At 41.0% G+C, this 20,138-nt stretch carries 17 protein-coding genes and 3 tRNA genes; 3 read left to right on the forward strand and 17 right to left on the reverse strand.

The genetic code is table 11. The features are described from left to right. Positions 1–370 precede the first annotated feature (370 nt). Together HYS07_11090 and HYS07_11095 are read right to left on the reverse strand one after the other, a co-directional pair. Positions 371–445: transfer RNA gene (locus tag HYS07_11090), tRNA-Gly, on the reverse strand. 153 nt (positions 446–598) lie between these two features. Continuing rightward, positions 599–671 (reverse strand) — tRNA-Lys (locus tag HYS07_11095). A 177-nt stretch (positions 672–848) separates the two neighbouring features. Between HYS07_11095 and HYS07_11100 the strand changes: the two genes are divergently transcribed. Continuing rightward, positions 849–930: transfer RNA gene (locus HYS07_11100), tRNA-Leu, on the forward strand. 61 nt (positions 931–991) lie between these two features. Here HYS07_11100 and HYS07_11105 read toward each other — a convergent pair. Next, positions 992–2,371: an ATP-binding protein gene (locus HYS07_11105; protein ID MBI1871716.1), complete on the reverse strand. Its 1,380-nt coding sequence runs from the start codon at positions 2,369–2,371 to the stop codon at positions 992–994. A gap of 141 nt (positions 2,372–2,512) precedes the next feature. Here HYS07_11105 and HYS07_11110 point away from each other — a divergent pair, with 141 nt between their 5' ends. After that, entirely contained in the window at positions 2,513–3,859 is a 1,347-nt protein-coding gene (locus HYS07_11110; protein ID MBI1871717.1) for an ATP-binding protein, read from the forward strand. Here HYS07_11110 and HYS07_11115 read toward each other — a convergent pair. The 4 genes from HYS07_11115 to HYS07_11130 all read right to left on the reverse strand — a co-directional run bounded on the left by HYS07_11115 (position 3,856) and on the right by HYS07_11130 (position 8,244). Beyond that, the gene (locus tag HYS07_11115; protein MBI1871718.1) at positions 3,856–4,428 is read right to left on the reverse strand and encodes a prepilin-type N-terminal cleavage/methylation domain-containing protein; all 573 of its coding nucleotides are present in this window, start codon (positions 4,426–4,428) and stop codon (positions 3,856–3,858) included. The two genes, HYS07_11110 and HYS07_11115, sit on opposite strands and share 4 nt — an antisense overlap. Positions 4,429–4,679: 251 nt before the next feature. Continuing rightward, on the reverse strand, positions 4,680–6,704 hold the full coding sequence (gene ligA, locus HYS07_11120) for an NAD-dependent DNA ligase LigA (GenBank protein MBI1871719.1): 2,025 nt from the start codon (positions 6,702–6,704) through the stop codon (positions 4,680–4,682). Between the two features lie 14 nt (positions 6,705–6,718). Further along, on the reverse strand, positions 6,719–7,750 hold the full coding sequence (locus tag HYS07_11125; protein MBI1871720.1) for a polyprenyl synthetase family protein: 1,032 nt from the start codon (positions 7,748–7,750) through the stop codon (positions 6,719–6,721). A 2-nt stretch (positions 7,751–7,752) separates the two neighbouring features. After that, positions 7,753–8,244 (reverse strand): DoxX family protein, encoded by a 492-nt coding sequence (locus HYS07_11130; GenBank protein MBI1871721.1) that lies wholly within the window; start codon positions 8,242–8,244, stop codon positions 7,753–7,755. A 211-nt stretch (positions 8,245–8,455) separates the two neighbouring features. On the opposite strand from HYS07_11130, the gene HYS07_11135 reads away from it, so the two are divergent. Further along, positions 8,456–9,499, forward strand: coding sequence for a hypothetical protein (locus HYS07_11135; protein ID MBI1871722.1), 1,044 nt, complete (start codon positions 8,456–8,458; stop codon positions 9,497–9,499). A gap of 17 nt (positions 9,500–9,516) precedes the next feature. On the opposite strand, the gene bioA is transcribed toward HYS07_11135, so the two are convergent. The 10 genes from bioA to HYS07_11185 form a co-directional block, all read right to left on the reverse strand. Beyond that, the gene (gene bioA / locus HYS07_11140; protein ID MBI1871723.1) at positions 9,517–10,854 is read right to left on the reverse strand and encodes an adenosylmethionine--8-amino-7-oxononanoate transaminase; all 1,338 of its coding nucleotides are present in this window, start codon (positions 10,852–10,854) and stop codon (positions 9,517–9,519) included. Then, on the reverse strand, positions 10,826–12,019 hold the full coding sequence (gene bioF / locus HYS07_11145) for an 8-amino-7-oxononanoate synthase (GenBank protein ID MBI1871724.1): 1,194 nt from the start codon (positions 12,017–12,019) through the stop codon (positions 10,826–10,828). The genes bioA and bioF overlap by 29 nt, the downstream gene beginning before the upstream one ends. A 154-nt stretch (positions 12,020–12,173) precedes the next feature. Next, a complete protein-coding gene (locus HYS07_11150; GenBank protein ID MBI1871725.1) occupies positions 12,174–13,337 on the reverse strand; it encodes a beta-ketoacyl-[acyl-carrier-protein] synthase family protein in 1,164 nt (387 codons plus the stop codon). Positions 13,338–13,567: 230 nt separating this feature from the next. After that, positions 13,568–14,305, reverse strand: coding sequence for an SDR family NAD(P)-dependent oxidoreductase (locus HYS07_11155; protein ID MBI1871726.1), 738 nt, complete (start codon positions 14,303–14,305; stop codon positions 13,568–13,570). A gap of 230 nt (positions 14,306–14,535) precedes the next feature. After that, the gene (locus tag HYS07_11160; GenBank protein MBI1871727.1) at positions 14,536–14,943 is read right to left on the reverse strand and encodes a biopolymer transporter ExbD; all 408 of its coding nucleotides are present in this window, start codon (positions 14,941–14,943) and stop codon (positions 14,536–14,538) included. Positions 14,944–14,952: 9 nt separating this feature from the next. Further along, positions 14,953–15,648, reverse strand: a complete 696-nt coding sequence (locus HYS07_11165; GenBank protein MBI1871728.1) for a MotA/TolQ/ExbB proton channel family protein — start codon at positions 15,646–15,648, stop codon at positions 14,953–14,955. A 170-nt stretch (positions 15,649–15,818) separates the two neighbouring features. Continuing rightward, entirely contained in the window at positions 15,819–16,193 is a 375-nt protein-coding gene (locus tag HYS07_11170) for a hypothetical protein (protein MBI1871729.1), read from the reverse strand. Positions 16,194–16,228: 35 nt separating this feature from the next. Beyond that, positions 16,229–17,623 (reverse strand): undecaprenyl-phosphate glucose phosphotransferase, encoded by a 1,395-nt coding sequence (locus HYS07_11175; protein ID MBI1871730.1) that lies wholly within the window; start codon positions 17,621–17,623, stop codon positions 16,229–16,231. Positions 17,624–17,654: 31 nt separating this feature from the next. Beyond that, a complete protein-coding gene (locus tag HYS07_11180) occupies positions 17,655–18,758 on the reverse strand; it encodes a glycosyltransferase (protein MBI1871731.1) in 1,104 nt (367 codons plus the stop codon). Positions 18,759–18,906: 148 nt separating this feature from the next. Continuing rightward, entirely contained in the window at positions 18,907–20,088 is a 1,182-nt protein-coding gene (locus tag HYS07_11185) for a glycosyltransferase family 4 protein (GenBank protein ID MBI1871732.1), read from the reverse strand. Between the last annotated feature and the right edge of the window lie 50 nt (positions 20,089–20,138).

A 20,138-nucleotide genomic window follows, 5' to 3' on the forward strand; every position in this document is an offset into this window, starting at 1 on the left:
CCTTCCCTCTGGCTTCACTCGGTTCGTTGCCTCTCCAAGTGCAGAGTTCAGTTCTGAGTCGGTGGTTAGCCTTTACTCAGGCTCCTTATTTCGGCTTGCTTTTGTTGGCTTGCTTGGCGCACTGAACCTTAAACTTTGAACCTTAGACTGTATTAAATGGAGCGGCGGATGGGATTTGGCGCCTACGGTTTCGGCCTTGAGGCCTCAACCTCCGGTCGTCCAGCCGACGCTCATAGTTGTCGCAAACCTGCCACCGGCAGGTTTGCAATATGCGCCTGCTACGCATCGGCGCTTTCGCGTCTCCCCTCAAATCCTCACTTGTTCCAGTCAAAACCCCTCAAGCTTCCTTCGCTACTGTTCAATACAAAGTTGGAGCGGCGGATGGGATTTGAACCCACGACATCCTGCTTGGCAAGCAGGCATTCTACCCCTGAATTACCGCCGCAAATCAATTTCGGATTTCGGATTTCGGATTGCGAAATTTTAGATTGATTTATTTAAAATCTGAATTTCGCATATCCAAAATATCCAAATTTTAGATTTAAAAATAAACGATTCCAAAACTCCGCAATCCGCAATCTAAAATCCGAAATAATGTTGCGCCATGTAGGGATCGAACCTACGACCCACTGATTAAGAGTCAGTTGCTCTACCAACTGAGCTAATGGCGCATATCAATAAAATCAAAATCATGTTCGAACAAGGTGAAAATAATATCAAGCCCAAATCGAAAAGGGTAGTTGAATTTTGAAAAAATGTCTTCTATGATGAATGTCTGTTTTATTAGCCGCGGTGGCGGAACTGGCAGACTTGTCCCCCCACCCATTTTATGACCCTATTTTCACCATGCCCGCGTGGCGGAACTGGCAGACGCGCACGGCTTAGGACCGTGTGGGGAAACCCATAGAGGTTCAAGTCCTCTCGTGGGCAAAATGGGTGGGGGATACCGCAAGGTGTGTGGGGTGTAAGGCAAGTTGATCTCTCTCCCTTCTCATCTCCTTCCTAAAATTCGAGAATGCTTCAAAATTATTTCTTTTAATCTGAATGTTAAATAAATGGGGATAGAGATAAGCTGATAATCCAATTTGCCACTATTCGGTAGGAGAACCGAATGCTCCTCAACCTTGAGGGGGCCATTGTAAAGACGAATTCCAACGTGATGAGAACTTCTCAATAAAAATTGGTGAAGTGACTTGAGAGAACCCTGGCTCCCTGATTTAACCTCCAATGGGATGAGTGTATTCTCAACCGGCAGTACAAAATCCAACTCTGAGGAAGCCCCTTTCTCCTCACGGATCCAGAAAAAAAGCGCATTCCTTTGGTAACAATCGAGCGCCATGAGCTCCTGACCTACAAATGCCTCCGAGAGCCCCCCTCGATAGGAGGGATCAACGAACTGTTCATGAATCTGGTCCTTTGTAAGATGGAGTGCCGCAATACAAAGCCCAATATCAAGAAAGAGCGCCTTTGGAGCAGCTTTTGTTTTTTTAACAAGAGGCGGGGCAACTTGAGTGGTTGGAAAAATCCTCTCAATCAGCATGGCCTCATGTAAAATATCAAAAGCCCTTGAGATCTCCTTCGAGTGGGCATTGGCACCTGCCAACTTGGAATATGTGATACGGCTCCCAACCTCAAACGGAATACGATCCCAAACCAACTTCAAGTGTGTCGCCTCTGCCCCTTTAGAATATTTTGAAAAATCCTCCTTAAATGAGGAAACAAGGGTTTCATGATATTGTCTAACAGCAACGAAACTGCGCTCTTTTATATACTCATTCACAGCCTCAGGCATCCCGCCCACAACCATATAATCCGATAGAAGGTTAATGAACCTATCATGCAAAGGAGGTGGCAAAGACTTTTCAATGCCATATTCCCATAACGACTTGAGGAGAACCTCTTCGCCTGTCACAGACAAGAATTCATCAAAGGTGACCGGATATAAGTAAAGGAATTCAACTCTTCCAACGGGAAAGGACCAACCCTCAGTCTTCATTCGTACTTCCAGGAGAGAACCTGCACTGATGACATGAAGGTTGGGCATTTCTTCATAGAAATAGCGGAGGAGCTTTATTGCAGAGACAGAATTTTGAACCTCATCCAAAAAAAGGAGCGTCTCATGAGGGATCACCCTTTGATTTGAAATCCCTTCAATGCTCTGGACTACATCCTTTATATCTTTCACCTCAGAAAAAATTTTTTGGTTGACCTCTTTTTCCAAATTCAACTCGATGAAGTTTTTAAAACTTCTGGCAAATTTTCTCACAAGAGTGGTCTTGCCTGTTTGTCGAGCGCCACGAAATATCAGAGGTTTACGCCCTGATTTCGATTTCCATTTCAATAATTCCCGTTCAATTTTTCTCTCAAACATAGCATGATTATTCCTAAAGAATAGGTTCTTCGCAAGATAAAAATTACTAAAGAATAGGTTGTTTTAGATTATGTTTCTAATTTGAAACAATAGAAGCAAAAGACCCTTTACATATTACTCCTAATGTAATAACTTATAGGCATGTTTGAACGAGCAATTATAAAATACCTCGAAAAATGGAAAGACAGACCAGATCGAAAGCCTTTGATTTTGCGAGGTGCAAGGCAAGTTGGGAAAACGGTTAGCGTAAAGCTCTTTGCAGAGAAGCGCTTTAAGGATTTGATCTACCTTAATTTAGAAGACCCTGATCACGAACGACTTTTTCGCTCCCCTCTATCCTTGGAAGAGTTTGATAAAATCATCCAAATTAAATTTGGTAAAATTTTAAGAGAGGGAGAAACTTTACTTTTCATTGATGAGATTCAGAATGCTCCTTTTTTAGCGAAGTTATTGAGATTTTTCTATGAAAAACGTCCCCTCCTTCATGTGATCGCCGCGGGGTCTCTTTTAGAAGTCAAACTTCACAAAGAAGAAATCTCTTTTCCCGTAGGGCGAGTGGAATATGCTTATCTTTATCCCCTTAATTTTTTTGAATATTTAGAAGCTAAAAAAGAGGACCGTCTCCTTCATTTCTTAAATCATTTTTCGTTCAAGGAAAATATACCTGAAGCCATTTCCCAGATGGCTGAAAAATTTTTTGAGGAATATCTCTTCGTGGGAGGAATGCCCGAGGTTGTACAGCACTTTGTAGAACATCAAAATTTTTCTGACCTCGACCGTCTCTATCACGCCCTTCTAACATCCTATGCCGAGGATACTCACAAATACGCATCCCTTGCCAAAGTCAAATACTTGGTTCACTGTCTTGAAACGGCACCCCTCTTTGCAGGGCAATGCATCACCTATGAAAATTTTGGAGGTTCCCATTTTAGAAGCCGTGAAATGGGAGAGGCATTAGAAACCTTAGAACAGGCCATGCTCCTCCATCGAGCGATGGCAACCCATCAATCCTCTCTTCCGCTAACTGTAAAAAATAAAAAACCACCCAAACTTCTCTTTCTTGACGTTGGACTAGTCAACTACCGACTTGGACTCAGGGAAAAATTAATTCCTTTTGAAACCATGAACGATTTCTACCGTGGAAAAATTTCTGAACAAGTTGTGGGACAACATCTCTTAAGTTTGGACGAAAGAGCACAAAACCGTATGCTCTATTGGTATCGCGAACATCCTGGCAGCTCAGCTGAAGTAGATTTTGTAATTGTGGCTCAAGGGAAAATCATTCCCATTGAAGTAAAATCAGGTAAAACGGGTCGATTGCGTTCTCTCAAAGAATTTGTTAAACAATCAGGAATAAAAAAAACGGTCAGAGTCTATCGAGGACCTTTCCGAATTGAGGAAGTGAGTATAGAAGGGGTAAATTTTAAACTGATCTCTCTCCCTTTTTATCTTCTACCCAGAATCCGAGAATGCTGCGAGAACGTTTAACTCCAATTCGTTACATCATCCCCACTTCCATTGTCATTGACCCCATTGGGACCTATAGAATAGAGCTCAAATTTATTCAAAGAAGGATTATGGGTTGGAATTTTATGATAAATCAAAATCTGCTTCCCATCAGGGTTTTGACTTGTTTTATTTTCCCAGGGATCAATGATTTCTTTCGTTGGATCATCCCCAAACCCATCCCCGTCAAAATCACAAGAAGACTTATCTGCAACCGCTCTTAGTTCCTCTCCTTTAAATCTCATATAAGGGCCAGCGTTGACCGAACTATTTCTCCCTCTGATAAAGGTCGCTCCCAAATAGTAATAGAGACATTCGGCTGAGCTTGGATTTGAAAGATTGAGAAGAGAATTATCGGGAGGATAGTCTCCGAAATCATCGGCATACATTCTGAGGGCTGCACTGATGGAATCCATGAGAACATGAACTTTAGACAATTTCACCTTGCCACGAGCCTTGAGCACCGCCCCCAAAAGGAGGCTCATGATAACCCCCATAATGGATAAAACAATCAAAACTTCGACGAGGGTAAAGGCTTTTTTTCTTTTCACAATTGTCACCACCCCCATGTTACATCGAAACCCTATAATAACGAAAACCAAAATTCAAAAATCAAAATGACAATCCAAAATTCAAAATTTTTCCATCCAATGGCATTGGGAACATTTTGGATTTTGGTCTGTCATTTTGGATTTTGATATTTGATTTTTGGATTCTCACAATTGCTCTTTCGCCATTTCTAGCGTACAGCGTTTAGCGTAGAGCGTATAGAAAAAAGTGGGCGACCTAGATTCGATTGGTCTCACACCTTCAAAAGCTTCAAAAACTCCTTCTCATCCAAGACCTTAACCCCCAAAGAGTTTGCCTTCTCAAGTTTTGAGCCTGGTTCATTTCCTACCACCAAAAAATCTGTCTTTGTACTGATGCTTGAGCTAACTCTTCCCCCTAATTTTTTAATGAAGGCCCCTGCTTCTTCCCGAGAAAATTTTTCGAGGGTGCCGGTAAGAACAAAAGTTTTCCCCTCTAAAAAAGAATCTTTTTTCCTTAACGCAAGCTCGGTATCGACCCAGTTAAGTCCAAAGTTTTTTAACTGGGAAAGCGTTTTCAAATTTTCTTTCGTTTGAAAGAAGGAAATAATGCTCTGGGCCATGACAGCTCCAATCTCGTGAATATTTTGCAAATCTTCAAAGGAAGCCTGTATGAGGGCATCCATGTTCTTATATTGAAACGCGAGAATTTCTGCGGCATGAATCCCTACATGACGAATCCCTAAACCAAAAATCAATCGATGAAGCGATCGTGTTTTACTTTTTTCAATTCCATCTAAAATATTTTGAGAAGATTTTTCACCCATTCTTTCAAGCGACAAAAAGTCAGAATTTTTTAATCGATAAAGATCCGCTACATTTTTCACTAACTGTCCATCGACCAATTGTTCAACCAACGCGGTTCCCAACCCCTCAATATCCATGGCTTTCCGTGAGGCAAAATGTTCAAGACTGCGTTTGAGTTGAGCCGGACATGAAAGATTTTCACACCGAAGAGCCACCTCATCTTCCAAATGAACCACCTCGCTTTGACATTCAGGGCAATGGTTGGGGAACTGAAAGGGTTGAGCCTCTTTCGGACGCCTTTCTAAAAGAACACGGGTGACTTTAGGAATCACCTCTCCCCCTTTTTCAATGGCAACGGTATCTCCAATGCGAATATCCTTGCGTTTAATTTCGTCTTGATTATGGAGGGTGGCCCGACTGACCGTACTGCCGCATAATTCAACCGGTTCCAGAATAGCGACAGGCGTCAGTGTGCCGGTTCTTCCCACTTGAACCACAATGTCTTTTAAAAGTGTCTTGGCCTCTTCAGCCTGGTATTTATAGGCAATCACCCAACGGGGACTTTTCGAAGTGGACCCTAATAAATCTTGAAGTTTAAGGGAATTCACCTTAATCACCATTCCATCAATGTCAAAGGCGAGTTCTTTTCGCTTTTTGTTCCACTCATGACAAATCTTAATAACCGATTCAATAGAAGAAGCCGCCTGATAGCCCTCGACGACTCGAATTCCACAGGATTGAAGCATTCTTAAAACTTCCAGATGAGTTTGAAATCCCCCCCCCTTAACGAGGCCGATCCCATGAGCAAAGAATTTTAACGGACGCTCGGCCGTTAAACGCGGATCCAAAAGTTTGAGAGATCCGGAAGCGGCATTTCTTGGGTTTGCAAAAGTCTCTTCCCCTTTTTCAATACGATCCTGATTCAGTTTTTCAAAACCCTTGTGATCGAAGTAGACTTCGCCCTTAACTTCCAGAACGGATGGGATATTTTTTCCCTGAAGCTTAAGAGGAATCGATCGAAGCGTCTTCAAATTTGCAGTAACATCATCCCCCATCAAACCATCACCTCGAGTGAGCCCTCTTTTAAAGAGGCCTTCCTCATAGCGTAACACCACGGCTAATCCGTCAATTTTAAGTTCAACAACATAATCAATTTTTTCCTGGGGAAAAACCTTTTGAATCCGGTGATGAAAAGAAAGAATCTCATCAGGGCTATAAGTATTTTCAATACTCAGCATGGGGATTGAATGGCGAACAGGCTGAAAACCTTTGATAAGGCCCTCTCCAACTCTTTGGGTGGGAGAATCTGACGTGATAAGATTTGGATACTTTGTCTCCAAATCTTTTAATTCTTGTATCAATAAGTCATATTCATAATCACTGATAACAGGGGCATTCTCTATAAAATATTTTCGATCATATCCTAGAATTTTTTCGCGGAGGTCTTTAATATTTTTGGAAACTTCGTTGAAGGATGAATGGGATTCCTTCATTTGATATCCCACATTTAAGCACTTTTAACAATGGGTTCCGCCTCTATTTGGACAAGGCGTCCTTTTGCCTCAGATAAAATATAATGGGGAATCGCTCGAAAAAGCGTCAATTCATAATCCGAAGGGAATCGATCCACTTCATCAATGGCCGATTGACAAAGTCCCGAAATTACTTTTAAAGTTTCAGGAAAACCCTGCCCTCGGGAAAGAAGACCCTGAATTTGAATAAAAGAAAGATCTGATTTTTTTTGCATAATCAGATTTTCTAATTGCTGCCTTTCCTGGAAGCCCAGCCGAGCTAATAAATGAATGAGCGGAAGCGTTAATTTTCCTTTTTTAAGATCCGTACCCAGCGTTTTTCCCTCTTTTAAAGAACTCCCCGTAAGATCCATAATATCATCCCCAATCTGGAAAGCCTGGCCTAGAAAATCTCCATACCTTCTCATTCCCTCAATCCAAATAGGTTTTGCTCCCGATATAATCGCACTTCCCTGACAACACGAAGTAAAAAGAACCGCAGTCTTTTTACGAATCATTTCAAAATATTCTTCTTCTTGAAACAACGGATTACCGGCAGAACGAATTTGAAGAAGCTCTCCTTCACAAATATCCTTTGTTGTTTCTGAAATAAGTTCGAAGAGAATGTTGGACTTGAGAGAGGAAAGCAGCATGAAGGCCCTTGCAAAGAGATAATCGCCTAATAAGACGGACGTGGTATTTCCCCACTGGGCATTGACACTTTTACGATGACGACGTGTATCTGCCTCATCCAAAACATCATCGTGAAGAAGCGTAGCCGTATGGAGAAGTTCCACGATCACTGCAAGCAAGATGTGATCATGACTTAAAGTCCCAAACGCCTTCGCGGACGCTAAAATAAGAATCGGACGAAGCCTTTTACCCTGATCTAAAGTAATGTGCTGGGCTGCCTCATTGATAAAATCAAATTTTGAGGAGCTCACCTCACGAAGAATTAATTGCTCTACTTCAGAGAGAGGCTCTACTAAAGGTTCAATGAGTTTTTTAATTTCTAAAAGCGTCGTCATATTTAAACAATATACTTAAAGAGAATTTTTTTAGAGAGAAATTTGTCCAAACCAAATACCCGACCTGCTCCTGTTACCACGATAACGAAAAGGTTAACAAGAATCATCCCAAATCTCCACACCTCTTCTGGACTTCCTTCCCCTAGATAATAGTTAATATAAAGAAGTATTCCAAAAATAGCTGCAAGCCCTGAAAGAAATCCTAAAATTAAACTCAAGCCCACGTAAAACTCACCAATCGCCGTAAGATAAGCAAAAAATTTGGCATGAGGAAGAACATAGTTATTTAAAAAGCCTTCATACCATGCAAAATTCGTATGATGAGCCCAACGGGAAACCAGCCTCGAAAATTCGCCTAGATAAGAAGCCGTAAATTTATCAATACTCGTATGAATAAAATAGGCACCCATATAAATTCTTAAGAGGGCTAGCCAAGTTGTTTTGCCCGACCCAGATTTTGTATTGGAAGCACCTTCTGCTACACTCTTCGCCATGTCTCACCTTTTTTTTAGTTACCCGTAACGGGTTACCGGTTACCCATTATCAGTGGAATGAAGACATCTATAGAACCACAGGGACTAGGGGTTGTCAATTTGTTTTGACCTTGTTTCAACTTGGTTTAGCCTTGCGTTTAGAAAGCTAGACGATTAGAATGCACATTGCGCTTACAACTCATAAGTTCTATGTAAAGGAGGACGGGATTCGATGAAAAAATTTTGGCTAGGACTTATTCTATTTTCTTTTTTATTACCCATTGCTATTGCTGAGGATCGAGCTCAATCAATGCAAGATGCCTTGGGTCGAGCTTTTCAAGCCGTCAAAGCAAAAAATCATGAGGAAGCCGTTCAATTATTTGAAAAAGCAGGGCAGTTGGCCATCCAAATCAGTGAATGGAAAGGGTGTTTAGATGCAGGGAATGCCCTTCTTAAATTGGGCGAAGCCAATCAATCTCTTTCCCTTTTTGAGTCAGCCCTTCCAATCGCTCAAAAACAAGGAGATTGGAGAATTTTTGTCGCATCGGGATATGCCCTGGCTAGCCTTCCCCAAAATCTTAACGCAAAAGATAAAGCGATCCATTCATTTATATTGGCCGCTCAAGCAGCCAAGCAAAAAAAAGATTGGATGGGCTTAACAGAAGCTGCCAATGGGCTTAATCATTTAGAAAATCAACCTGCGGCTGTTCAAGCCCTGAATGACGCACGAGAAATTGTTCAAGAAACAAAAAGTTTGAGGGGGGCTCAAGTGCTTGCCGAGCTTTATCAAAAGAGCGGGCTCCCCAATGAATCTCAACAGATGAAAATAGCGAAAGAGGAATTTGCCCGAATTCAAGGCCATGCTGAACAAAGTCAAATAGAGCCTCCCCCTGGTTGGAATCCAGTCGGTGAAAGTGTTTCAAGACCTCCAGTACCCAATATCGAACAGCAAAGAATGGCCAGACAATCTGCTGACAAAGATATTGAGGAAAAGAATCAATGGATTGTCCAACAAAAGCAGCTTGAGCTCGAAAAAGAAAAAATGGCCAGTCAATACAGCGGCTATTATTACTATCCTTACGGTTACGACTCTTACACCTCTTATGAGCCTTGGGGCTGGGACCTCTTAATCCCGTGGGCTGATTATTATGGCAGTTCCTACGTCTATACGGATGGGTACTACCACTACTCTGGGGATTATGTGGGTTTTGGCTTTGCCTATGGCTATTCAGATGGTAACAGCTTTTTTGGTGTCAGCCTTCAGGTGTATGATTAAAATATGATTAAAAATTTTTAAATAGCTTCTGTCACACCTTTAATAGCTCGATAAGTCGCATCTAAAAGTTTTAGAAGCTCCTTTTGCCGAATGGCGAGAGGTGGCATGAGAACCATCACATTACCCAGAGGCCTTAAAATCACCCCTCTTTTGCGAAGGTCCTGACACACCCGAATTCCCATTTTTTCTTTGAGTGGAAACTCTTGATAGGGTTTTTTAGATTTAACGAGTTCAATCCCAATCATCATACCGCATTGTCGGATTTCTCCTACATGAGCGAGCTCATTCAATCGTGAAAGTTCTTTCTTTAAGAAAGAAATATTTTTCTCGACCCTCTCCAGTAATTTCTCCTTTTTAAATAATTTAAGATTTTGAAGGGCCACCGCACAGGCCAAGGGATTCCCGGTATAGGTATGACCATGAAAAAAGGTTTTGAATTCTCGATATTCCCCCAAAAAAGCATTATAAATTTTTTCCTTTACCAAGGTCGCAGCCAAAGGAAGATAACCTCCTGTGATTCCCTTGGCCACAGCCATGAGATCAGGCGTGACATTTTCCTGTTCACAAGCAAACATTTTCCCTGTCCGCCCAAATCCGGTGGCCACTTCATCCACAATCAAAAGAAGATCATAACGATTACAAAGCGCTCGAACGGCTTTTAAAAAGCCTTCGGAATGGATCAACATTCCTGCTGCTGCCTGAATTAAAGGCTCCATCACAATGCCAATGATTTGTCCTTGATAACGCCGAATCACATTTTCCATTTTCTGGATTAACTTTTTAATGCCTTCTCTCCCTTTAAAAAAATAAGGGGAAGGGAAACGAATCACATCAAAGAGAAGTGGTTTAAAGGCTTGATGAAAAAGCTCCATTCCGCCCACACTGACGGAACCTAAAGTATCGCCATGATATTCCTCGCGAAAACTAATAAATTTTGTTCTTTTTGAATTTGGATCTAGATGCTTCCAATATTGATAAGCCATTTTAAGAGCGACTTCAACCGCTGTTGAGCCATTATCCGAATAAAAAACTTTTGTGAGTCCTTGGGGAGCTATTTCAATCAACTCTTCCGCCAGTTCAATGGATGGAACATTGGCTAGCCCCAAAAGCGTGCTATGAGCAATTTTCTTGAGCTGTTTTTGAAGAGCTTGATCTAATTCTTTTTTTCGATGCCCATGCACAGTGACCCAAAGCGATGAGACTCCATCCAAATAGCGTTTGCCCTCTGTATCAAAAAGATAGGGCCCCTCCCCACGTTCAATCACCAAAGGATTTTCTTTTCCCCAATCCTTCATCTGGGTAAAGGGGTGCCAAATGTATTGACGATCAAGCTGCTGAAGCTGATGTGTGTTCATCTTTCTTGATTTTTCCAATGATTTCCAGAACCTGATCCAAATGCTTCTGAGTATGACTGGCCATGAGACTCAAGCGAATGCGACCCTTACCTTCTGGAACCGTTGGAGGACGAATCGCTGGAGCAAAGGTTCCCTGTTCTTTTAGAAAATCCTCTACGGCCAAAGTTGCTCGATCATCCCCAATGATGATAGGAATAATAGGAGTAAACTCTCCTGAAGATTCGAGACCCCTTTTCTTTAATCCCTCAAAAAAATATTCTGTATTTTTTCTTAAAAACTGAAGTGGGCTATTTTTCCCCTGAATCATTTCAAGTGCTTTTAGGGCACTGGCACAAACCCCTGCTGGCAAAGCTGTCGTGTAAATAAAACTTTTTGATTTATTGCGAAGATAGTCGATGGTTTCTCGCTTTCCTCCAATAAAACCTCCAAGAGAACCTAAAGCTTTACTCAGAGTTCCCATCACAACATCCACTTCTCTTGGATTGATTGAAAAATGTTCAAGAGCTCCTTTGCCTGTTTTTCCAAGAACTCCTGTAGCATGCGCCTCATCAATCATCAGATGGGCATTGTATTTTTGACAAAGATTTAAAATTTCTTTTAAGGGAGCGATATCCCCATCCATGCTAAAAAGGGTTTCGGTAATCACCCATTTATTTTTAAAATTTTGGCTCTCTGCTTTTTTTAAAATTTCTTCTAATCGCTTGACATCTCGATGAGGATAAACCCATATCTTTGCCCTTGAAAGCTGTGCAGCCTCAATAATACTTGCATGATTGAATCGGTCTAAAATAATTAAATCGTCAGGTCCTATTAATGTAGAAATGGCCCCCAAATTAGCCATGTAACCCGTTGGATAAAGAAGAACCGCCTCAACCCCCTTGAATTTTGCCAGGGCATCTTCAAGGGCTTCATGAAAAACCGTATGACCACTGACCAATCTCGAGGCCCCAGCCCCAGTCCCAAACTGCCATGTGGCTCGAAGGGCCGCCCAACGTACACTGAAACGATGCGCCAAACCCAAATAATTATTCGAGGCAAAGTTAATCAATTTCTTTCCATTGATTCTTACAATAGGACCTGAAATTTTCTCTACCGTTTTAAAAGAACGATAGCGGTTTTTGCCTTTTAAAATATTGAGCTCTTCTTTTAAAGAATTCATTGTCATAAAGATCCGCCATAAAAATGAGCCCACAGTCTACGGTCCACAGTCCATAGAAATAAATAATTCCTCTAAAACCATCGACTATTGACCGTCGACTGTGGACTGTAGCCTATTTTCATCCACTTGAGTTAACAAGAACGAAAAGCAAAATAAACTTCTATACTTTCCTCACTAAAATCCCTCCCACATGTCCCCCAAATCCATAGGCAAGACACACAAAAGTTTCAATCTTTTTTTCACGACCCTCTCGGGCCGTATAATCTAAATCACATTCTGGGTCCGATTTTTCCAAATTCAAAGTTGGAGGAATAAATTGATGTTTCATTGCCAAAAGCGACACAATGAGCTCTAAGGCTCCACTGGCCCCAACCACATGTCCTGTAAACGGTTTAGTCGCACTCAAAGAAATTTTTTTAGCCTCTCTACCAAAAAAAATTTTTAGCCCCCGTGTCTCAACTCGATCATTCCAGGGCGTCCCCGTTCCATGAAGATTGATATAATCTATTTTTTCTTTCGCCATCCCAGCTTTTTCAACAAGATTTTGCAACGCCTTTGCAACACTGTTCCCGCTTTCATCCATTTTGAGAGGATGATATAAATCAACTCCATTATAAACGCTCAAGATTTCCCCATAAATTTTTGCGTCTCTTTTAAGAGCATGTTTAAAAGACTCTAGAACAAGAACAGCGCATCCTTCCCCTAAAACCGTTCCAGATCGATGCTGATCAAATGGCCTTAAGAGTTGAGAAGGCTCATTCGTAGAAGAAAATTTAGCCATCATCCCCGAGCGTTGATAACCCTGAAGTAAAAAGGGATGAAGAACTGAATCACTGGCTCCTGCTAAAACCAAATCAGCCCTACCCTCCCTAATCCATCGAGCCCCCCATTCCACAGAATGAAGACCGGTTGCACAGGCTCCAACCAAATTCAATGCCGGACCCTGCGTTTGAAGCATAGAAATCAAAAAAGCATTCACTTGATGAAGAGAAAAACCGTCTTTCCCTTCCAACCAACGACAAACGTCCCCTTTACTCGTACTCACTGTTAAACCCACACGAGTCGGATCCATCGTCTCCAAATTGACTTGGGCATCTTGCAAGGCTTGAGAGCTCACTTGAAAGGCCCACTCTCGAGTTAAATGATCACGCCTATCCTCCGTCACAATCCCCGCTGGCCATTCAAATCCATTCTCACGAAACCATCGTATCCCGGATCGGCCCTGAACAATCGCCTCCCATACCTCATTTTGGTTCCGTCCAATCGCCGTTAAAAGCCCTACCCCTGTAATCACCACACGGGAAGGATAAGGAGAAATTTTCATAGGACTATTTCCATTATTCGTATTGAATAAGCGGGTGGCCCAAATCTGGGGCCCTTCCGCCCGCAAGATCTCAGTGGACGAAGGAAAAGGCACTCTACTCTCACTCTATCTTGAATTTCTTCTTATCCTGCAGAAAATATTTATCCGGACCCTTGTCGCTGGAACCACGAGATCTGAGGACGGAAAGGTCAGATTTGGGACAGGACCCGCCGACCTCTTCCAACTTACCTTTAATAATTAAAAACCCTGTCTTCCAGACTAAACACCTCCCCCGTCATAGCATGAAGTTCTGTAATCGCTCTAATCGACTCGGCCACATCCCTCAAAGACCTCTCCGACTTATTTCTCATAACATCCATCCCCTCCGTCATCCGAGTGGGTAAAAGTCCGGGAATCACCGCATTCACCTGAATATTTTTAGACCTGAGCTCTAGAGCTGCTACCTTTGTCAAAGCAAGAAGAGCTGCCTTTGACACCGCATAATTTGATTGCCCCCGATTTCCCGTCATTGCCACACGAGAAATAATATTGATGATATGTTTAGAAAAATTTCTCTCTTGCGATGGATTGGATTCCATCAGGGGAAGGACTCCCTGAATGCAATCAATAGGCCCCTTCAGATTGACCTGCATCACCTCATCCCAATCTTCCGACTTCATTAAAATAACATTTTGATCTCGAGTAATAGCTGCATTGTTGATTAAAACATCAACGACGACGCCTTCTTCTTTGAGAAAAGCAAAAAAAAACTTTACCTCTTTTGAATCTCCAATATTCACTTTAAAAAACTGGACATGCTGTCCTCTCATTTGAGCATTTTCACTCAAGATTTTTACTTCAGAATCTGACTGTCGATAAAGACCTATCACTTGATCGGCTTCCCCCGCAAAAACTTGAACCAATTCTGCCCCAAGCCCTCGCGAAGCACCGGTGATTAGGATGGTTCTTCGTATTTCGTTAATCTTCATTATCGCCACCCTCTTATTTCGGGCCACACAAGTGGACAAAAATCAAAATCCAAGTATCAAAATGCAAAATGACAATCCAAAACTCAAAATTTTTCCATGCGACGACATTGGGAACATTTTGGATTTTGATCTGTCATTTTGATTTTTGATATTTGATTTTTGGATTTTCATAATTGTTAAGTCTTTTTTAAGCAATGGTTAACATTCGGGGTAAAAAAATTTGCTTCGTGTTAAGCCTTCTCCTCCACCTGAGTCGCGATATCAAGTTGATGAACCCCCATATTCCTTAAAATATCTAACACTTTTACCATCTGCCCATAAGAAACATCTGTATCTCCCCTCAGTAAAACAGCGATATCCCCTTTCTTTTCCCTCGCGGCACGAATCCTTTCGGCAAGATCAGTAAGCTCCAATACCTCACGGTTCCAATAAAGGACGCCCGTCTTTGATACACTTAAATTCACCACATCTTGAGGCGTGTCAACTTTTTGTGAAGAGGCTTCAGGCAAGTTAAGATCAATACCGGATTCAATCACAGGGGCTAAGAGAATAAAGACAATCAAAAGCACCATGGTCACATCGACCAGATTGGTCACATTAATATCGCTTACAACTTTGCGTGAATGACGGGGGGTCATCACACCACCTCAACGCATGACATATTTTTTTTCAACGGCCGAAAGAAATTCCGAAGAAAAATTATCAGTTTTAAGAGAAAGAGTATTAATTTTTGTTTGGAAAAAATTGTAGGCGATGAGGGCGGGTATAGCGACTAAAAGCCCAATGACCGTTGTAATCAAAGCCATGGCAACACCTGGAGCTACAGCACTGATACTCGCCGTGCCCTTTCGGCTGATTCCCACAAAAGCAATCATAATCCCCCAAACCGTTCCTAAAAGACCTAGCAGAGGTCCGACCGAAGAAGTGGTGGCTAAAACTGAAAGAGATTTTTCAAGATTCATCATTTCTTCTGACGCAGCTCGGGATAGATATTTCTGGAGACTTTCTAACTCCAAAATAGAGATTTTAGGAGAAACCGCCTTTAAAGGGCTGTTCGAGATCATTTCCGTACTCTTTAAAATATTTTCAAGCTCTCGACATCCAATTTTATAGACCTTGACCAGAGGGGAGGGATCTTCTCTCCTTACATAAGTGTTGCGAAATAAATTTAAGGGGTCGACATGGTTTCCACGAAATTTTTCTAAAAATCCCTGAGACCCTTTCTCAATCGAGCGAAGCAATTTAATTTTATTGAGAAAAACCGCCCAGCAATACACGGAAAGAAAGACCAAAATGAGAATAATAACAATGGCAACAAAATCCAAATGAATGAGTGAGCCCATAATACCCTAGCTTAAGAAGTGGACGATCCCAAAAAGAATAACCGCGCAAAAACCAAAGATAAAAAAAGTCTTCAACCCCTGTTTAAAAATCTGCTTCAACCCCTTTTGATTGATTGCAGCCCACACAAATGAAACCACACAAGAGATGTAAAAAAAGAGCAGAGTGTTTTTTAAGAAGCCTGCTGACATGAAGTTCGATCCTCTCGAATAACGTCGATGAGATGAATCAGAAGAAGTAAATTGAGTGAACCCGATACCAAAATAAAAGTTGTTCCAACTTCATGATAAGAAAAATGATGTGACAGCTGTTGCAATAAGTTTAACAAAAATGGAACCCCATTAAAAAACTTAACGGTGTAGGCAAGAACCGTGAGAATATTCATTTCTTCCCATAGAATTCCCCCTCCCAGCATCATCCCAACTCCATAAAGAGGAACAATAGCAAAAAAGAAAAATAAGCCTAACCCTTTCTTTCCCATATAAAAATGACCTAACCCTGGAAAAAGATAACCTAAGAAAAACGCAAATGGATAACTTTTTTCCATTCCAAACCCCTTCAATAACCATTCAGAACAGCTATTTAATACGCATTTTTCTGATTAGAAAGTGTCTTCAATATTATTTTGATATCGAACAGTATAGACCAATTCTCTAAATAATAAAGATCATATTTCAAGCGTTCTGAAATGGACGTATTCCCACGCAACCCATTGACTTGAGCCCATCCGGTCATGCCTGATTTGATCTTGTGACGGGACATGTAACGGGGAACTCGCATTTTGAATTCATTCACAAAATGAGGGCGTTCAGGCCGAGGTCCGACTAAACTCATTTCCCCCTTTAGAACATTCCACAATTGAGGAAGTTCATCCAAATTATACTTTCTTAAAAAACGACCCAGGCCTGTCCGTCGAGGGTCATCTTCGGTCGCCCAGACGGGGCCTGACTTTTCTTCTGCATCCACTCGCATGGTCCTAAATTTAACAAGGGTGAAAACCTTTCCATCTTCCCCCACTCTTTCTTGACGGTAAAAAATCGGCCCCCACGAATCCTTCTTGACCCATGCTGCAAGCAAAATAAACACAGGAAATCCAACTGTAAGACCCAAGATTGAACCCAGAATATCCACCCCCCTTTTCCAAAATCGATTCATTGTCTTTTCCAATGGAAACTGTTTTAATCCCAGTAACGTCACCCCATAAAAATTTTCAATCTCGACTTGGCTGGTCAACATTTCAAAAAGATTGGGAATCATTCGAAAATGAGCCATTTCTTTTTCACAATCAAAAATAATTTCAATAATTTTGCTCTGTTCTAACTCTGAAATGGTTAAAATAACTTCATCAACTTTTTTTTTGCTTAGAATTTGAGGAAGATCCGAAAGAGATCCTAAGATAGGAGCAAGATCCTTCTTAGAAAATTCATGTGAAGAATCAGAAAGAGCTCCAAGAACTTCATAAAATTCGCCATAAGCTTTTAAACCATTCATCACCTTTTCTGACAACTCATTTGTTCCAAGAACCAATACCCTTTTCTTAAGCCCTAAACGTTGGTAAAGAGAACGGTCTAATTTTTCAAGAAGTTTTCTCCCCATCAGAATAGTCAAACAGCATAAAAACCAAGCCACCACAACTAACATTCTTGAATAAGAAACATCACGATAAACAAAGGTAATAGCCATAAGAACCATCATTCCCAAACCTACTGCCTTAATGACTTGAGAAGATCGAACCCCACGAACAAGACCCTTTTTCCCGTACAAATTCATGGACTTGAAAATCAGCAGCATGACAATCGTTGCTGCAGGAAAGTTCTCTAGATAAAGGTGAAAAGAAGGAATTCCCCGAGTCACTTCTAAAAGGCCTGAATGAAACCGGATCCAAAAAGCCAAATAAAAAGTAAGGTAGAAGATTAACCCATCTACCAACACTTGCCCTATTCCCATTCCAAAATCAACCCATCGAGGCTTAGCCATAGAATGACTGTTAGTTCTAATACGTTATCTCTCACTCGTTAAAAGAAATATTATTTTTTCGGAAAAATTCTTTAAACTTTTGCTGAAAAATTTCTGTTCGAAATTGAAACGCATTTTGACGCAGAGCTTCTCTATCATAGGGTGTACCTTTAAATTTTTCAAGGGCTTGAACAAGAGCATTTGGAGTCTGATCATCAAAAAAGAGTCCTGTTTCACCTTCTTTAACGGTTTCAAGTACACCCCCCTTCCGAAAGGCAATGACAGGAGTGCCGCAAGCCTGGGCCTCAAGCGGGGTAATGCCAAAATCTTCTTCTCCAGGAAAAATCAGCGCTTGAGCTCGGGCATAATACTGTCTTAAAAGATCATTGGACACCCAACCCAAAAATTGAATATTGGGTCCGGCCAATGTCTTCAGCTTTTCAAATTCCGTCCCTGCCCCAATGATTTTTAAGGGAAGTCCTGTTTGATTGAACGCTCGAATCGCCAAATCAATTCTCTTATAAGGGACAAGAGCACTAACGATCAGGAAATAGTCCTCTTTTAGGTCCAAATCATTATAATAGAACTTCGCTGTGTCGATGGGAGGATAAATTACCTCCGAGTCCCGTCCATACAAGTTTTTAATCCTTTTTGCCACATGTTGAGAGATGGCAATGAAATAATCTACACGCCTTGAACTTTCCTGGTCCCATCGCTGCAAGCGTTTTAAAAAAAGGGTGAGGCCTAAAAATTTAAGCCAATGATAAGGTCCCTTTCCAAAATATTCATCGTAAAATCCCCACATATAGCGCATAGGCGTAAGGCAATAGCAGACATGAATGGCTTTTCTGGGGAGAGAAACTGATTTTGCTGCACAATGGCTAATGCTGATGACAAGATCACAATCTTTTAAATTCAAATTCCGAATCGCCCATGGAAATAAGGGTAGGAAATAACGATATTTGGATTTTACAAATGGCAGTTTTTGAATCCAACTGGTAGAAATAGTCGATCTTTGAATTTCTTCAGAAATTTTATCTGGCTCACAAAGCAAGGTAAAAATAGGTGTGTGCGGCATCATTTCAAGCAAGACTTCCAGACATTTCTCCCCACCCCGCATTCCATTGAGCCAATCATGAACCAGTGCTATTTTCATAGTTGTCACCCTAAACGTTTTTGTCCACCCAAGAGGATGAAATATCCCCCAACTCCCTTTTTTAATTTAAAATTCAAAAATCAAAATGCAAAATGACATATTAAAATCCAAAATTTCTAATGTTATTACAAGGGAGACATTTTAAGTTTTACATTGTCCGACAAGATTTTTGATATTTGATTTTTGGATTTTCATAAATATCCGCATAATTCTTTAGGACCTGATCAACAGCCTTATCCCATGAAAAATTCTTAAGCTGCTCAAAACCCTTTTGAATCAAAAATTCTCTCTCCTCTTTACATTTAAGAAGATTTGAAATAGCATCGACCCAAGCTCCCTCATTTTGAGGATCGAGAAGAACACCGGCCTCTCCCACCACTTCAGGAATAGACGCAACCTTTGAAGCAATGACAGGGACCCCGCATGCAAACGCCTCCAAAATGGGAAGACCAAAACCCTCATACAACGAGGGGAGAAGAAAAAAAGTAGCCTCTTGATAAAGTCGAACCAATTCCTCTTGAGAGAGAAATCCTGTGACCAAAACTTTTTTCTCAAGATTTAGACGACGAATCAATTCTCTTAATTCTGGATAACGAACATCCTCTGGACCTGCAAGAATTAAAACGGCATTTGGCTTATTCGGTAAAAGTTGGTGAAAAATTTTCACAAGATTCATCAGATTTTTATAGGGATCCTGACGCCCGACATATAAAAGAATAGGGCCCTCAATTCCAAAACGCTCACGAATTCCGATCTTGCTTTCGGAAGGAGTTCCCCTTTTAAAACTTGAATCAATCCCAAAAGTTAAAACACTGGCCTTAGATTCCATCGACGGAAAATAACGAATCAAATCTCGATAAGAGTGTTCTGAATCAAGAAAAACATGATCAACCTTCTTTAAAATCATCTTTAACAAGAATCGATAAATTTTATAGTAGCGACTTTTTTTGGACCGAGGGGCAAACTCCGGGAAAAGAAAGGGGATCAAATCATGAACTGTAATAATCTGTCGAGTTTGAAAAGTTAAGAGAGAAGTCATAAAATTGGTCGAGTGAAATAAATCAATTTTAAGAAACCTAAGCTTGAGAGGCAGAAAAATTTGACTTCTCAAGGAAAAAACGGAATAAGGAAAAGAAACAACATGAAAATTTTTCTTCTCTCCTATTGAAAACTCTTGGGAAACTCGATGTTCAATCTCTCTTCTTGAAAAAAAGAGAAAATATTCATTTTGAGAATCATGCAGGATTAAATGCTTGATCAACTGTATTGTATATTGACCAATACCTGAAGGCTCTTTTGTAATCCACCGTGCGTCAATTCCAATTCTCATATTCCTAAACCATTAAATTGTCTTTTGTTTTTAACTTTAAACTTTGAACT

Source organism: Chlamydiota bacterium (assembly GCA_016178055.1).
In the GTDB taxonomy this organism is placed as follows: domain Bacteria; phylum Auribacterota; class JACPWU01; order JACPWU01; family JACPWU01; genus JACOUC01.